Origin of the sequence: Hyphomonas sp. CACIAM 19H1, from assembly GCF_003325995.1 — a bacterium.
Classification (GTDB): Bacteria; Pseudomonadota; Alphaproteobacteria; order Caulobacterales; family Hyphomonadaceae; genus Hyphomonas; species Hyphomonas polymorpha.
The window spans coordinates 1456975-1471054 of record NZ_CP016437.1 but is presented as its reverse complement, the minus strand read 5'-3'; the positions used below and the strand labels follow the sequence as shown (position 1 = coordinate 1471054).

General features: G+C 58.5%; 17 protein-coding genes. 9 read left to right on the top strand and 8 right to left on the bottom strand.

The genetic code is table 11. The features are described 5' to 3' along the window. Window positions 1–217: 217 nt before the first annotated feature. On the bottom strand, window positions 218–850 hold the full coding sequence (locus BBF93_RS06950) for a hypothetical protein (protein WP_162786461.1): 633 nt from the start codon (window positions 848–850) through the stop codon (window positions 218–220). 226 nt (window positions 851–1076) lie between these two features. On the opposite strand from BBF93_RS06950, the gene BBF93_RS19485 reads away from it, so the two are divergent. Both BBF93_RS19485 and BBF93_RS06945 read left to right on the top strand, forming a co-directional pair. Next, window positions 1077–1286: a hypothetical protein gene (locus tag BBF93_RS19485; RefSeq protein ID WP_162786460.1), complete on the top strand. Its 210-nt coding sequence runs from the start codon at window positions 1077–1079 to the stop codon at window positions 1284–1286. Between the two features lie 25 nt (window positions 1287–1311). Next, window positions 1312–1503, top strand: a complete 192-nt coding sequence (locus BBF93_RS06945) for a hypothetical protein (protein ID WP_114105446.1) — start codon at window positions 1312–1314, stop codon at window positions 1501–1503. Here BBF93_RS06945 and BBF93_RS06940 read toward each other — a convergent pair. From BBF93_RS06940 to BBF93_RS06925, 4 genes are all read right to left on the bottom strand, one after another. After that, window positions 1497–1745 (bottom strand): hypothetical protein, encoded by a 249-nt coding sequence (locus tag BBF93_RS06940; RefSeq protein ID WP_114105445.1) that lies wholly within the window; start codon window positions 1743–1745, stop codon window positions 1497–1499. The two genes, BBF93_RS06945 and BBF93_RS06940, sit on opposite strands and share 7 nt — an antisense overlap. Window positions 1746–1925: 180 nt before the next feature. After that, a complete protein-coding gene (locus BBF93_RS06935; RefSeq protein WP_035595742.1) occupies window positions 1926–2147 on the bottom strand; it encodes a hypothetical protein in 222 nt (73 codons plus the stop codon). Next, a complete protein-coding gene (locus BBF93_RS06930) occupies window positions 2147–2692 on the bottom strand; it encodes an MgtC/SapB family protein (protein ID WP_114105444.1) in 546 nt (181 codons plus the stop codon). The genes BBF93_RS06935 and BBF93_RS06930 overlap by 1 nt, the downstream gene beginning before the upstream one ends. A gap of 68 nt (window positions 2693–2760) precedes the next feature. Continuing rightward, window positions 2761–3789, bottom strand: a complete 1029-nt coding sequence (locus BBF93_RS06925) for a mechanosensitive ion channel family protein (protein WP_114105443.1) — start codon at window positions 3787–3789, stop codon at window positions 2761–2763. 174 nt (window positions 3790–3963) lie between these two features. Between BBF93_RS06925 and BBF93_RS06920 the strand changes: the two genes are divergently transcribed. Both BBF93_RS06920 and BBF93_RS19480 read left to right on the top strand, forming a co-directional pair. Further along, window positions 3964–4284 (top strand): hypothetical protein, encoded by a 321-nt coding sequence (locus BBF93_RS06920; protein WP_114105442.1) that lies wholly within the window; start codon window positions 3964–3966, stop codon window positions 4282–4284. Then, window positions 4277–4612: a hypothetical protein gene (locus BBF93_RS19480; RefSeq protein ID WP_162786459.1), complete on the top strand. Its 336-nt coding sequence runs from the start codon at window positions 4277–4279 to the stop codon at window positions 4610–4612. Before BBF93_RS06920 ends, BBF93_RS19480 begins: the two co-directional genes overlap by 8 nt. A gap of 71 nt (window positions 4613–4683) precedes the next feature. Here BBF93_RS19480 and BBF93_RS06910 read toward each other — a convergent pair whose 3' ends face one another. Both BBF93_RS06910 and BBF93_RS06905 read right to left on the bottom strand, forming a co-directional pair. Then, a complete protein-coding gene (locus BBF93_RS06910) occupies window positions 4684–5346 on the bottom strand; it encodes a hypothetical protein (RefSeq protein ID WP_035595746.1) in 663 nt (220 codons plus the stop codon). A 235-nt stretch (window positions 5347–5581) separates the two neighbouring features. Continuing rightward, window positions 5582–6109, bottom strand: coding sequence for a DUF4142 domain-containing protein (locus tag BBF93_RS06905; RefSeq protein WP_114105440.1), 528 nt, complete (start codon window positions 6107–6109; stop codon window positions 5582–5584). A gap of 477 nt (window positions 6110–6586) precedes the next feature. Between BBF93_RS06905 and BBF93_RS06900 the strand changes: the two genes are divergently transcribed. Beyond that, on the top strand, window positions 6587–7318 hold the full coding sequence (locus tag BBF93_RS06900; RefSeq protein ID WP_114105439.1) for a BON domain-containing protein: 732 nt from the start codon (window positions 6587–6589) through the stop codon (window positions 7316–7318). Between the two features lie 579 nt (window positions 7319–7897). Here BBF93_RS06900 and BBF93_RS06890 read toward each other — a convergent pair. Then, complete coding sequence (locus BBF93_RS06890; RefSeq protein WP_114105438.1) at window positions 7898–9961, bottom strand: catalase; 2064 nt, start codon at window positions 9959–9961, stop codon at window positions 7898–7900. 594 nt (window positions 9962–10555) lie between these two features. On the opposite strand from BBF93_RS06890, the gene BBF93_RS06885 reads away from it, so the two are divergent. From BBF93_RS06885 to BBF93_RS06875, 4 genes are all read left to right on the top strand, one after another. After that, window positions 10556–11575, top strand: coding sequence for a glycosyltransferase family 2 protein (locus BBF93_RS06885; RefSeq protein WP_114105437.1), 1020 nt, complete (start codon window positions 10556–10558; stop codon window positions 11573–11575). 92 nt (window positions 11576–11667) lie between these two features. Continuing rightward, on the top strand, window positions 11668–12564 hold the full coding sequence (locus BBF93_RS19475; protein ID WP_162786458.1) for an acyl-CoA dehydrogenase: 897 nt from the start codon (window positions 11668–11670) through the stop codon (window positions 12562–12564). Continuing rightward, a complete protein-coding gene (locus tag BBF93_RS20025) occupies window positions 12561–13217 on the top strand; it encodes a PIG-L deacetylase family protein (RefSeq protein ID WP_370454413.1) in 657 nt (218 codons plus the stop codon). The genes BBF93_RS19475 and BBF93_RS20025 overlap by 4 nt, the downstream gene beginning before the upstream one ends. Beyond that, window positions 13214–13816 (top strand): class I SAM-dependent methyltransferase, encoded by a 603-nt coding sequence (locus BBF93_RS06875; RefSeq protein WP_162786456.1) that lies wholly within the window; start codon window positions 13214–13216, stop codon window positions 13814–13816. The genes BBF93_RS20025 and BBF93_RS06875 overlap by 4 nt, the downstream gene beginning before the upstream one ends. Window positions 13817–14080: the final 264 nt, after the last annotated feature.

The window sequence follows — 14080 nt, the reverse complement described above, 5'->3', positions numbered from 1 at the left end:
CCTCAATACAGGCGGTTACCCATCGCTTCTCTTAAATGCCTGACTTCCAATCCAGTTCCGATCAGGCTCACGCTGCGCGCAAATAACCATCCGATACCGGATGGTATTTCTGACATCGAAAAGGGAAAGCCGATAATATTTAAGCCCCGCCCCGGACCGCCGGAGCCTCTGGCTAAAGGGGCAACGCAGGCGAGGCCTCCAACTCGGACAGCACCTCTCAAGGCGGCCATCTCCGGTCGTCCACAAGCCCTATCGAGGAACGGCGTTTGATCTGCGCCCTTAGCCAGGTCCCATAATCGATATTGGGAAGTAGTGGGCTGCCTTGCGCGAGAAGATAGTCCGCCACCGGCGAAAGCTTTCTACACTCCAGAGCGACCGTCATGGTTTCTTTTCCAAGGGCTTCGATCTCCGTAATCTCGGCCTTGCAGGCGCCCTTCCGGAGAGACAGGCGTGTTTTGCGCACTCTACAGAAAAAGGCGTGCGGCATCAGCATCCGGACTAGCCGCCCAGGGGTGTCCAGCGCGCCTTCGGTAAGCGCGGCACTCGGATAAACTGCTTCAAGTACAGGCTGAACATTCAGGTTGAGCGGGAATTTTTCGCTGAAGATCCGCCGCCAGATTTCGACGGCGGCGTCGGTTCGGATCCTTTGCTTTATCTCGAATTTCTTCCCCGCCCGGATTTTTGGAAGAAAGGTCAAAGCTGAAAGCCCTACCGGCAATAGATAGTCATCCGTTCTATCTTCCATTTGCTGAGACTGGAAATCCCGCCGGATAGTTGCCGCCAGAGTATCCTCCGGGCCCGGCCAGGCACGATACTCATAGGTCTTGTCCCATTTCAGTATCCGCGCCATCCTCATGGGCCTTCCTGCGAAAATGAGTGCCCCTCAGGAGAGTTACCTAGTCGCCCCGATAAACGATGAAACAAGAGCCTTGTTCCCCAAGGCCTACACATTTTTTCCAAGGCACGCTTCAGCCTACGGAGTTTAAGCTCAATGGGCTTCCATCCACTTACTACAGATATTTAACGCAACAAAACGGCGGCACATCCGTTCCGGCCACACAGCTCAGGAGCATGATATGTCCTATACACCTCCCCCAGAGGATCCCCACCGGCCATCTTCTTCCACCTCGCCGCCTGATCGCCAGGAAAGTCCGGCCGAGACAACAGAGCGGAAACCCGTCCGCCCACCACCGATGCTTACACTTCTGGCGTTTCTGGTGGGTTTTGGTTTGATCATCGCCTTCGTCCTTTTCCGGTATATTCTGCCGGGCCATGCAGACTACTGACCACCTCACTCTGGAGGATAAGACCATGCTCTTGCGTCTACACTCTGCTTTATCTGGATTCTGGCAAAAAAATCGCACAGAGAACAAAACAGCAGCGCCGCAGCCTGTTCGGGATGCTGGCCCCGAAGCCATGAAAGATCCGCCTGCCGAATGGGATGAAATTGACGAAGCAGTGGACGAATCCTTTCCGGCGAGCGATCCACCGGGCGGCTATTGAGACGGCTTCTTCTTGGCGATCAGCCACCGGTAAATGCCAGCGACATTAATAAGTGTCAGCACTGCATTCTGCAGGATCAACGGCGTTTCGCCATCCTGAAATGCATATGTGATCCAGGTTATAGAAGAGATCGTGAAGATCACGAATCCATAACCCGTTAGCCTGCGCCCAACATTGGCAGACACCATGACCGCGGCGACCGTTCCTGTCAGCATGGCCGCATATCCGAGAAACTCCTTCATCGGAATACCGGCTGGAAATATTGCAGGATCATGATTGCTCTTCAGACTTTATATTAATGTCCCCTCACAATGCGTCAGCTTTTCGCCGGTTCCACGCTGGCCCCATCATTTAAGCTGACGTTTGAACTGAGCGTCTGCCCCTAACGCCAGGATGCCCAATGTGCCTGTACTTTCTGAAGGTTATTTGTCCGATATCTTTCCGACTGGGCTCTCCGGGCCGCCGCCGAGAACCGCATCTTCCGGCCGGCCACTGTAATGACTGACTTCTTCTCCGGGAGGCCCGACTGGCTCAGCGCCAGGGATCATCTGCCGCCAGCGCCGCCGCGCCGAAGCCAGTGACTGGAGCGCAAAACTGAGAGAAGTGCGCGGCATGGCCAGCCGGTCGAGGGGGGTCTTTTTCATCACGTATCCTCCTGTCTTCCTTCAACGCCTGGAGGGACGGATGGTTTCTGGTCTTTGTGGTCATGTTGGCGCCTGTCCGCCAGATCAAGCATGCGTTCAACGCGGCGCATCGGCCTGAGAATGAGCAGTACCAGGAAGGTAGCCGCCAATGCGAGGGTGAGCATGCCAGCGCCGCAGGCGAGGCCGATAGCGCCCGCAAGCCACATACCGGCCCCGGTGGTCAGCCCGATCACCTTCCCGCGTGCCTGGATGATCATTCCCGCCGCAAGGAAAGCGACGCCGGAGGTGATGGCCTCCACAACCCGCAGCGGATCGATCTGGACGCCTTCCAGCGTCCCGAACAGTGCGGTGATCTCTATCGCCGTGAGCGTGAAGGTGGCAGCGGCGAGGGAAACCAACATATGGGTCCGGAGACCGGCCGGCCTCCCGCGTATTTCGCGGTCGATCCCTATGAGAAATCCGAGGAGACAGGCACATCCCAGCCGGAGGAGAATGCTCCAGCCCGGGGTCCGGGTTGCAAACAGCTCTGCCAACTCATCAGCCATCGTATACTCCGGCGTATTTGCGTCTTCCCCGGAGAAGGCACCGATGCTGAGCGTGCGCGGCGAGCAGGTCAGGTAGCTGAGCGCGGGGCGGCATCGTCAGTGTCCGGGGGATCGGTCCTCTCGTGGGTTTCGTCGTGATCGCTGCGATTGGCACCCTCATCCCCTTCCCTGTAGAAGCGGCCTTCCAGCCGCTGAACCGGCAACGCATAAGGGGCCTGCGCCCGCAACCATACAATCATCTTTTCCCGCAGGTCACAGCGCAGATCCCAAGCGTCGGGCGACGAGCGGGCGCTCGCCAGAGCCCTCAGCTCAATTCGGTCCTGCCGGGCTTCGGTGACCTGCAGCACACAAACTCTGCCGTCCCACAGCGGATGGTCCTCGCAGCACTGCTTCAGGTGCGCCCGCATCTCTTCCAGAGGGGCTCTGTAATCGAGAGACCAGAAGATCGACCCGATGATGGACGCGTTTTGCTTGGTCCAATTCTGAAAGGCATTTTGGTTGAAATAGGTCAGAGGGGTTACGAGGCGGCGTTCATCCCAAAGCCTGATAATTACGTGGAACAGCCCGATTTCTTCAATCCAGCCCCACTCGCCCTCAACGACCACGGCGTCATCGATGCGGATGGGTTGGGTGATGGCAATCTGCAACCCGGCAATAAGATTTGCGAGGACCGGCTGAGCCGCAATCCCGACCACAATCCCCGCTACTCCGGCGGAAGCAAACAGGGACAAGCCGACTTCCCTGGCTACCGGGATCGACATCAGCGCCACAGAAAGGGTAATAACCCCCAACAGTACGCCCGCCACCCGCCTGAGGACGAGCATTCGTGTACGGAATTTTCTGGCTGATAAATTGTCCGCCACACTGATATCGGCGCGGTCAATTGCAGCTGCAAGCCGCCAGTCGGTCAGCAGCGCAACGGCCCATCCTACGGCGCACACTATCAGCACACGGCCCGCATATTCCGCCCATCCATGAAGCCCGCGGGAATCTGCCTCCAGCACCAAGGTCGACAAACCGATCAGACCGGCTCCGGACAATGCCAACAAGACCGGCCAGGACATTGGCCAGAGCCGCCGCTTTTTTCCAGAGATCATGCGCGCATCTTCCTTCTGTCCGGCGAGACAAGGCCTTTTGCACAAAGGCCATCATCGACGCGAATGAGACCAGAGAGTTCCATACTGCGAGCGCGAAACATCCTTGTTGCGCATGTGTAATGCAACCTTGGCGAACCGCAGGCGTAAGTCACCGTGTTGAACAGGAGCAACTGCATGCCAGACAAGCAGCCCCCTCCCAGCCCGACATCGGCAGCAACACGCTTGAAGCATGCCATCGACTCCGGAAACACTGGAGAAAAGGTCAACTATCCCGATCTGGCCGCAGCGCCTCTCGGAACGGATGATGAAGCGGCCGGAACCACACCTGCACTGACCAACAAGGAAATGGACATGGTCGGCGTCAGCCCCGCTTACAACCAGCGAAACTGGCTCCGGGAAAATCTCGGGGAAAGATCGGCGAGGATCGTCGTCCTGGCGATTCTGCTGGCACTCGCGATTGTGACGGGTCTTATCGTGCGCGGCCACAATGCCTGAACACGGCGCGCTGCGACACCTGGTTTTCCTCGACCCTGATCCCGATTTATCAGCTTTCGCAGAGCAGTGCATCGCTCTCGGCGGCGGGCTTTACATCTATTATACCGGCCTCTCCCGATCGCGCCTTTATCATAGACTTAAAGCGGCGCATCATCCTGAAAGACTTCTCGTGGCGCCTCTTGCGGACGATCCAAAATTCAAGGGCATGGCCGCTGGCGCGCTCAAGACTTTGCGTCTGCAAACAAAAACACATCCGACCAATACCCTGCAGGCAAAGCAAGCCGTCCATACTGGGAACTCGTCATTGGTAGCGGACGGTTCCCATTAATCCTCAACTACGACAAGAGCGCCGAAGTCAGGTTAGAGCGCGAGGCCTAGATTTTCGGCAGTTTCGAACACCTAAACCAAATCACCTGCCTTAACGGTATTTCTTTCCCTGTCCGGATTATTCAACAGGCTTTCTTCGCCCCCCGCCATCCAGTCGGCTATATCGGCAGGATCGGTAAGAACAGAGGGTAAGGCATCTGAGCGAAGTCGGCCTCCCTCCACTGGCTGGACAGCGAGAATAACGAACAGCTTCAGCCGGCTGTATACCCGGCGCCGTTCTGTCTCGCCCGGAAGGGATACAAGCCGCGTGTCACCCTCCCAGGAACGCCAGAAACCCGCCAAAAATCCCAGACCACCCTCCGGGAAAAACCACCTCTGGCGCCTGCCCTGCGTGATAGCAAATGCAGAAACCGGAACCAGGCAGCGATGACGCGCCTCAAGCAGATAGGACCGGTTCAACTCCTGCCACCACCGATCCTCGAGATCATGCACCTGGGAGATCGGAGGATTCCAGCCGTTCCGGTTGGTCAGGCTGCGCGGCGGAAAACCCCAGCGCATAAACTCCATCCCGGTCCCCTCTGCTCCCTTGCGGATAACGAGCGCATCTTCATCAATCCCCACAGGGGTTTCCGACGGCACACCCGCGCCGCGCGGGAGTTTCACTGCCTCCGCAAGAGATTTGTTGATGGCGCTGACGGCAAGTACCGGCGAGCCGGATAAAAAGCTGACTAACATTCCTGCATGAGGCGCTCATCTGCCTGTCAGGTCAACCCCAAAGCGAACACTAGATAAAAGTAAATACTTCAGATGTTGCATAGCGGGACACCAGAACGTTCTTCCCATCCAAACTCATCCGTACACAACTCGGGTCCGCAAGAACCACGCTGCGCATGCCTGCTGGCGGACTCGGACAATCGCCCGGCGGAAGCAAGAAGAACGGGGATCTGGCGCCAAATGCCTGCCAGGAAGATCAGGCCAGCTGCGCCATCTGATCAAGCCGCCGCTCCAAGAACGGCAAGGTAATACGGGCAAAAGCCCTCAACGCCTCGTTCTCGCCATACACCGCATAATAACAAAAGATGCTTACCGCCTCTTCATGCGACGCTCTCTGCTGATTAATAAACAAGGCACCGAAGTCATCTTTATCGCTTGTTCCTCTCAACCGCCCAAAAAGATGTTCGCGCCGTGGATCAAGCTGGTAGGGTACGAAATGATCAACGTCCCCCAGCGATGCAATTTTGAGGGTAGACCGCAGGCGCTGGGCCTGCTGGCGGCGTTCCTGCAGAAGCGACCGGGCGAGTGTCCGAACCTTCTCTCCGCCCTGCGCAAGCGCCAGTTCGGCGACCCTCATCTCGAAAAGATCCGCCATGGAAGCAGCCGCGACAAAAGCCCTCGAAATTTTCTCCGGCGCCTCACCTTCAATCCAGGTCGCGTCGCGTGACCGCAGCTCAGCATTGAGCCGCATTACGTATTCATGAGGGAGACGGAATTTTGTCATCGCCGGACTCTTTTCTGTTACCGGTCGCGATCACTGACCTGATATCAAAAAAAATATTAGCATAAACTACATTCACTGTTTCTTACGATCCAGTAATATTCTGTTCAAACAACGGCTGTTCCTTCGAATAAAGGATCTCGGTCATGCCAATCCCAGCTCCATCTGATCGGGTTACACTGCCAGGACGAGCGATTCCGATGAAGTCTCAAAAGGGCAAACAGACTGCAGGCCATCTGACTGCCTGTTCCAGCGACCATGTCTCCGACGCATTTTGGGCTTTCTGCGGCGTTTTCCTAAACCGCCTCACCTGAGATTTTATCCGTATAGGGATTATTGGTTGACAAGGCGCAGGGAAAGATAGCGTCCCTAATATTATTTAATGCAACCAGGCAGCGGTCGTCTGGTTGCTTGGGACCACCTTCCAAGAAGGTGGTGGCGGCACAGACCGTCACCCAAGAAGTCAAGGAGGACCTTCTCATGTCAAAACATAGCAGACACGCCCCTTATCAGGAACGGCGCCGGGACCATGGCTCATATGAGTCGAGGCAGGCACATGAGTCCCGTAACCCCGACACCAATGAAAGATACGAAGACAGTGATCTGTGGGAAGAAAATGAAGCCAGCGGCCGCTTCGAGGACGCCCAGTCTAACTACTTTGACCGCTCCGGAAGAGACCGCCCCCGGTCCTACCGCGAGAACGGTCGCAACCGGGACCGCGCAGACCGGCCCGACATGACCTATGACGATACCTACCAGGGGCGGCCCGCACCGGGCAGGTTTGACCAGGAAAGCCGCGGAAGTGACTGGGATGGCCGCGGCAGTGATGGCGTTGTCCTGCCTACAGGTCCTTCGGCCTATCTGCACGAACGCAGCAACGGGGACCAGCGCCATAGAGGAAAGGGCCCCAAAGACTATCAGCGATCGGATGACCGAATTCGCGAAGACGTCTGCGACCGGCTTGCGGACGATGGGGCCCTCGATGCGTCGGACATCACAGTCCGTGTCGAAAAAGGTGAAGTGACCTTGGCTGGACATGTTGATTCCAGAAGATCCAAACGGGCCGCAGAAGATTGCGTCGAAAGCGTCTCGGGCGTGCGTCATTGCCAGAATAATCTTCGTGTTGCTCGGAATGAAAATTTCCAGAGCAGCGAACGACAGAGCGCCGAAAATAAAAATGACGGCTCGTCCCGGAAGCAGAAGCAGAACTAGTACCTGATAGAGCTGCAAATTGAACGCCGCCCGGGAAGCCGGGCAGCGTTTCTCTGCATGGTGCTCGGGCGGACAGGTTGATGGGGGCCCTTAGCGCTGAGGCGGGTTCTTCCGGTACCGTCCGACTGATCGCCGGCCTTTCAGATAACTCAAGGCGATCAGGCCGGTCAGGCCGGCTGCCACAACCAGAAACACTCCGATACCTGCCAGAACGAAAATCTGGCTCCCCGCCAGATTCGCCCCCTCCAGAGAGACTTGCACATTGTTGATATCTGCGCGCACTTCCTTCCTCCAAACCCCGCTTTCCACACCCTTCCCGCCAACGCATAAGCCGCTTCAAAGTGCCATGCGGAGACCGGTTTCCTACCCCCCCATTCCTGTTAGCCGGGCCCATGGCGATGATACTGTCCGTGCACGGATGTCCAAATCCTATCTGGCGAAAAGAATCTGCGGGCAGCTCAGGGGTCAGAAGCTGCCCGCAGACATAGGCTGTTCTTCAGGTCAGGACGGCTCTGCAGCTTCGACGGCCTGAAGAGTGCCCATGCACGTAATCGAGATGTCTTGCCGACGTGCCGGCGATCAGGGGCGCTCCCAGTATCGAAGTTTGGGAAGCTGAGAGACAAATTGATCAATGTCGTCCGTCCCATTGAGTTGAACGCAACCTGAATCCAAGTCCGCGGGCAAACCTGCCGCCTGCCACAGAACCGAGGCGTCTGGCGAAAACGCGATAAATTTCTTGTGCGAATGGGCGTCCGCAAGGAAATCTCTCATGGCCGGATTGCCGGCAAGTTCTTCCGCTCCTTCCTTGGATGCCAGGATGGCGACCGCATCGAACAGTACGGAGGGCGCGCCTTCCAGAGCCTCATCTGCAGGGCGCAGGGTGCCATCTGAGTCCGTCACCCCGCCCACCCGCGGGCAGATCAATACCGGGACGCCGCCTGCATCCATGACCGCGTCCAGAATGCCTGAAACCATCCCGGCATCAGCGCCCTCAGTAAGCACCAGGCCCAGCTTGCGGCCGGAAAAACTCTCCGGCCCGTTCGAAAGGATGCTCAAGGCCGGTGAAGCCGGCAGGTCAGTAATCGGTTCCCGCGCGCAGGGCGCCGGCTCGGGCAGACCGAGATTCAGCCCATCGGCCACCTGCCGGGCAAGATCCTGATCAATGTTCAGGAGATGAGACACCATCCTGCTACGGATTTCCTCCCGCTCGCACTTCCCCAACTCGAACACCAGCGCCGAAGCTATATGAGCCTGTTCAATCGGTGTCTGGCTGCGGTAGAATTGGGCAGCCTGACTGTAATGATCGGCAAAAGTCTCGGAGCGTTCCCGCCCGCGCTCTCCGGACGCTGCCGCCGGCCAGGAACGGAACCCACGCGCCGGATCCTCTCGCGGCCCGCCCTTCTCCGCCCCCCAGCTATTGGGCTCATAATTGACCCGCCCTTTGGGGTTGCGCATGGCCATATGTCCATCCTGATGGAAATGGCTGACGGGGCAATGCGGCTGATTGATTGGGATATGGGTGAAGTTGGGACTACCGAGGCGTTTGAGCTGGGTATCGAGATAGGAAAAGTTTCGCCCCTGCAACAAGGGGTCATCGGTAAAATCAATCCCGGGCACAATGTTTGCGGTATGAAAGGCGACCTGTTCGGTCTCGGCGAAGAAATTGTCGACGACGCGGTCGAGAACAAGTCTACCGACAATCCGCACCGGGACCAGCTCCTCGGGAATAATCTTGGTCGCATCAAGAATGTCGAACTCGAATTCATCCGCGAAGGCTTCATCAAACAACTGTACGCCCAGATGCCATTCCGGAAAATCTCCAGCGCCGATAGCATCCCACAGATCGCGGCGGTGATAATCGGGATCAGCGCCGTTTATCTTGACTGCTTCATTCCAGAGGACGGATTGAAGCCCGCCCGCGGGCTTCCAGTGAAACTTGACAAAGGTCGACTGGCCCGCCTCGTTAACGAACCTGAATGTGTGGACGCCAAACCCCTCCATGAACCTGTAGGAGCGCGGAATGGTTCTGTCGGACATGATCCACATAACCATGTGCATGCTTTCCGGCGTCAGGGAAATGAAGTCCCAGAAATTGTCGTGCGCCGTCTGCGCCTGAGGGAATCCGCGGTCTGGCTCAGCTTTCGCCGCATGGATCAGATCAGGGAATTTGATGGCGTCCTGGATGAAAAACACGGGAATATTGTTACCCACAAGATCCCAGTTGCCCTCCTTGGTATAGAATTTCACGGCAAATCCGCGGACATCCCGCGCGAGATCCATTGAGCCCTTATTCCCGGCCACCGTAGAGAACCGGACAAAGACCGGGGTCTTCTCACCCGCCTTGCGGAATATATCTGCAGAGGTCACATCCGTCAGCGGATCAAGCGTCTCGAAGAATCCATGGGCTCCATAACCCCTCGCATGCACCACACGCTCGGGGATACGCTCGTGATCGAAATGAAACAATTTCTCACGGAACACGAAGTCATCCATGAGCATGGGCCCGCGGGCGCCGGCCTTGAGGTGGTTCTGATTGTCCGAAACCAGAACCCCCTGCCGGGTCGTCAATTTTTCCCTGCTTTCGTCTGCTGTCTGATGAAGAACACCAGCAGCATCAAGGCCGGATTGATCTTTGTCTTTCATAACGAAACCTTTTTTGCTGGTTGTTTTGGCAGGCGTCTTATACCGCCACGAACGGCGTCAAACGGAATTGCAAAGGCAACCTTCCTTTTGATCTGTATACGTTCTTTATTTAAAGACTTTCGCGCTGCCCTCAGCGCATGCGCTCTCCCTGCGGCGCGTCCTCCAGGCAGCGTTCGCGGCTGAAAGACACGCTCGCCAGGATCACAGGCCTTGACGCGTTTAATCGAAACGAATTCATGAAAGGGCCTCGCGAAATTGGCGGCATTATGCCTGTCTGCCCTCCCGCTGCCCCAACGCAGCTTCTCGGGCAGAGTTCCCGGTGGAGTTCCCTTTTTTACGACTATATCAGCGTCGTCTCCCGCCCCGCTTAACTTAGTTTAATGCAACCTTGGAGAATGTCAGACGTCGTTCGGCACACTTCACAGGAGCGCGCGCATGGTAGACAGGCCAGCCCTTAAAAGCCCGCTATCCTCGGCGGCTGGTCTCAGCCCCGCAATCGATTCTGGGGAGATCCCTTTCGCGATCTATACAGATTATGGGCCCCTGCCGCGGGTTGCCGTCCTTCATTTTTTCCTAACTTGGTAACGAGCTTCCATGCACGCTCCCGGCGTTGTCATCTCCATCCCTGTCCGAAACGAAGCAGAACTGCTTCCCCGCCTGATCGACGCCCTGGCCGGTCAGGACATCTGCCCGTCCTTATTTGCAGTCCTGTTTCTCTTCGATAGCTGTCATGACGAAAGCGTCTCCGTTGCCAGCGCTGCTCAGCAAACATGCGGCTTCCGGATGCTGAAGGCGCACCTGCCCGACGGTCCTCCAAATGCCGGACGGGCTCGCCGCGCAGCCTGCCGGCACGCGCTCCAATCAGTTCCTGAAGCGCAGTTTCTTCTGACCACCGACGCCGACACGCTCCCCTCTCCCGACTGGATACGCAGAAATCTGGCAGCGCTGGAGGCGGCCGATGTCGTCGCAGGACGGATCAGCCGCGAGAATGCCGCCGACCTGCCGCTGCGTTGCCGCCAGGAAACCTATCTGGAGCGCTTGCACAGCCTACGCAGGTTTCTGGACCCGGTCGCACATGACCCTTATCCCTCTCACCCCTCCCTCGGCGGCGGCAGCCTGGCCTTCCGGCGAAAAACATACGAGGCCCTGGGCGGATTTCCCGCAATCTCGACAGGCGAGGATACGGCACTTGTGGCCGAGGCACGCCTCCAGGGCTGGCGGGTTCGCCATGACCGCAGCGTCCATGTTCTCACTTCCGCCCGGACGCTCGGCCGGGCCCAAGCCGGCCTTTCCTGTGAACTCGCGGCCTTTCCTGCCGCCGCCGAAGCAATCCTGGTCCCCGATCCGGACGCGGCCGTCGTTCACTACCAGTGGCACAACTGGCTCAGGCGTCAGGTTATGGGTGTGGGCCCGCTCACGCTGCCGGCGGAGTTTAATCTCGCAATCAGCCCTGCACGGCTTTCAGAACTCAGAAAGGCCGCCCCGAGCTCTGATGCCTTTGTCGAAGCCGTCATCTTTGAAACTTACAAACTGCCCGAGCTTTCCCTTGATCGGGCCGAACAGCGGCTCGCCCAACTGGAAGCCGCGCTCTTGCCGAAAGCGGAAGCCGCATGAGCCCGCTCACCGTCCAGTTCTCCGCATCCTCCGTCCCCGCGGGCCTCCCGGAACACGGGATATCCTGTACCGATCCTCAGACGCCGAAGGAGATGAAATGCCTGCTGAGCCAGCTTCACGCGGCAGGCCGCCAGGATCTTCCCTATGCGCGGCTTCTTGAAGGACACGTCGATGCTATCCAGATCATCCGGCGATATTCCGGAATGCCGGGTCTGGCTGACACCCTTGCAAAAGCCAGCTGGTGTGGCGTGTGGAATGCTGATCTTCCCGGCGCCCCGCTGCGGATCGAGAGCGGCGTCGTGCGCGGTGGAAAATCCTTTGCCAGTGGCGCAGGCAGTCTGACGCACGCGCTGGTGACGACGGCCGCGAATGATCCGGCCCGCGTCCAGCTCTGGCTCGTGGATCTCCAGAAAACGCCGCCGCATATTGATCGGGACTGGTGGCAGGTCGTTGGTATGCAGGCTTCCCAGACGCACAGGGTCAGCTGGTCTGCCGTTCCGGCACATGCACTGACGAGGATTGGCGCGCCCGGCGATTACGCGCGTGAGCCCTGGTTCAGCGGAGGCGCGCTGCGATATGTGGCCATCCATGCAGGGGGCATTGCCGCCCTCTTTGATACCGTCCGCACTCACCTTGTCGTCAGGGAGCGGGAGCGAGACCCGCATCAGCTTGTCCGCCTCGCCCGGCTGTTCACCGCCGCTGAAACCGCGGCTGCCCTTTGCGACCGGGCCTCTGACATCTGGTTTTCGGCGGCGGGCGAAGCGCAATTGGCTTATGTCTCTCATGTCAGGCTGGCGGTCTGCGATCTTGCCATGTCCGCCATCGCCCTCACCCAGGAAGCAATCGGTGTCGAAGGCCTTTTTCACGACCATCCGGCCAGTCGCATATTGACCGATCTGATGGTCTATCTGCGACAGCCCGCGCCGGATCGTCACCGCGAAAAGCTTGGAAAGGCTGCGGCTCTGGGCTGCATTGCCCCTTCCCTGTGAAGCCCCTGACGCATCCTGGTCTGGTCAGGCGGGTGCGCGTCGTTGCCCCTCATCCGGATGACGAGACGATCGGCGCTTTCGGTCTCATGCGGCAACTGTCCCGGCACGGCGTGTGCGTCGAGGTCACCATTGTAACCGACGGGGCGGCGTCTCATCCGGCCAGCCGGGCCTGGCCGCCGGAGCGCTTGAGGCGGGCGCGCCGCCGTGAAACGCTCGCGGCGGTGCGCCTCGCCGGTGTTCACGCCGGCTCCGTTCGCTTCCTGGATTATCCCGACGGGTCCCTGTCAGCGCTCGGAGAGGCCCCTTTCCGATCGCTTGTGCAGCGGCTTGCGGCTGGCCCGCGCCCGGATCTTGTCCTGCGCCCTTCGCTCAGCGATACACACCCTGATCATGGGACTGTCGCTGAAGCCTGCCGGCAGGCCTGGCCGCCCGGTATACCGCAGGCTACTTACCAGGTCTGGCCCGCACACAGCCAGCCACCGGGCGCTAAGCCCTTTGTATTGGGCCGGGATCAGCTGGTTAAACAAGCTGCGCTCCGGCTCTATAAATCCCAAACCGGTCTGATCACGGATGATCCCGATGGGTTCAGCATGAACCGGGATCTGCAGCGAATATTCGCGGGGCCTGTCGAATGGTACGGGTGTGGGCCATGACCCGCCCCATCACGCTGGCAGAATTTGACGCGCGCTTTGAAGCAGATCCCGATCCGTGGCAGACAAACACGCAGCGCCTGGAGATGGTGAAACGGCGCCAGCTTTTGCAGGCCGCCGGCTTTCGCCGATGGAGCCGCGCGCTGGAACTGGGCGCCGGCAACGGCTCCAACAGCCCGCTCCTCGCGCGCCGCAGCCTCCGGCTTGATGTGTGCGAAGCAACGGCAAGTGGTGTCGCCCTGATCCGGCAGGCCGTAGCGCACTGCCCGAATACCGAGGTGTATGCCCATATCATTCCAGACAGGTTCCCCGCCCCGTCCTACGATCTGATTGTCATCTCTGAAGTGCTTTATTATCTGCGCCCCGATCACCTCGACAAACTCGCCGGTGAAATTTCTCGTTCGCTGGTGCCGGGCGGACGCCTCCTGCTTGCCCATCACCATCAGCGTTTTTCCGATGCCTGGCAGGCGGGCGAGAGAGCGCAGCGAAACCTGGTCGCGGCAATCTCCGCGCCGCTTCATCCGGCATGGTCCCGGCGCGATCATCGCTGGACCGTAGCGGGCTGGGACCGCGCAGCCGTAAAAAGTTGCGGGAAAGGCTGAGAGCAGGAGCGCGGCGAACCGATACTCATCGCGACGTCTCCTGCCCGGAATCGATCCGGCAAGACCTCGCTGAATACCACGGGGATCGAACCCGAAGGCTCGATCCAAGTGTTCAATTTTATAGGAGTTTTCAAAGACCAAAAATGGCGCGAGTGACGCGCTTCGAAGCGTAGGAGTAATCTTCAATATATCAATGCACTAAAGTTCTCTGATGCACGAATTGTAGTCCACCAAGTATCCAGTTTGTATCTCACTCATTTAAAC

Bases quoted from the DNA above. Each gene is read 5' to 3' on its own strand.
- BBF93_RS19480 (WP_162786459.1), top strand. From the start codon at position 4,277: ATGCCTGAACACGGCGCGCTGCGACACCTGGTTTTCCTCGACCCTGAT.
- BBF93_RS06925 (WP_114105443.1), bottom strand. From the start codon at position 3,789: ATGATCTCTGGAAAAAAGCGGCGGCTCTGGCCAATGTCCTGGCCGGTC.
- BBF93_RS06890 (WP_114105438.1), bottom strand. From the start codon at position 9,961: ATGAAAGACAAAGATCAATCCGGCCTTGATGCTGCTGGTGTTCTTCAT.
- BBF93_RS06885 (WP_114105437.1), top strand. From the start codon at position 10,556: ATGCACGCTCCCGGCGTTGTCATCTCCATCCCTGTCCGAAACGAAGCA.
- BBF93_RS06905 (WP_114105440.1), bottom strand. From the start codon at position 6,109: ATGACAAAATTCCGTCTCCCTCATGAATACGTAATGCGGCTCAATGCT.
- BBF93_RS19475 (WP_162786458.1), top strand. From the start codon at position 11,668: ATGAAATGCCTGCTGAGCCAGCTTCACGCGGCAGGCCGCCAGGATCTT.
- BBF93_RS19485 (WP_162786460.1), top strand. From the start codon at position 1,077: ATGTCCTATACACCTCCCCCAGAGGATCCCCACCGGCCATCTTCTTCC.
- BBF93_RS06875 (WP_162786456.1), top strand. From the start codon at position 13,214: ATGACCCGCCCCATCACGCTGGCAGAATTTGACGCGCGCTTTGAAGCA.
- BBF93_RS06910 (WP_035595746.1), bottom strand. From the start codon at position 5,346: ATGTTAGTCAGCTTTTTATCCGGCTCGCCGGTACTTGCCGTCAGCGCC.
- BBF93_RS06940 (WP_114105445.1), bottom strand. From the start codon at position 1,745: ATGAAGGAGTTTCTCGGATATGCGGCCATGCTGACAGGAACGGTCGCC.
- BBF93_RS06945 (WP_114105446.1), top strand. From the start codon at position 1,312: ATGCTCTTGCGTCTACACTCTGCTTTATCTGGATTCTGGCAAAAAAAT.
- BBF93_RS06920 (WP_114105442.1), top strand. From the start codon at position 3,964: ATGCCAGACAAGCAGCCCCCTCCCAGCCCGACATCGGCAGCAACACGC.
- BBF93_RS06935 (WP_035595742.1), bottom strand. From the start codon at position 2,147: ATGAAAAAGACCCCCCTCGACCGGCTGGCCATGCCGCGCACTTCTCTC.
- BBF93_RS06900 (WP_114105439.1), top strand. From the start codon at position 6,587: ATGTCAAAACATAGCAGACACGCCCCTTATCAGGAACGGCGCCGGGAC.
- BBF93_RS06930 (WP_114105444.1), bottom strand. From the start codon at position 2,692: ATGGCTGATGAGTTGGCAGAGCTGTTTGCAACCCGGACCCCGGGCTGG.
- BBF93_RS06950 (WP_162786461.1), bottom strand. From the start codon at position 850: ATGGCGCGGATACTGAAATGGGACAAGACCTATGAGTATCGTGCCTGG.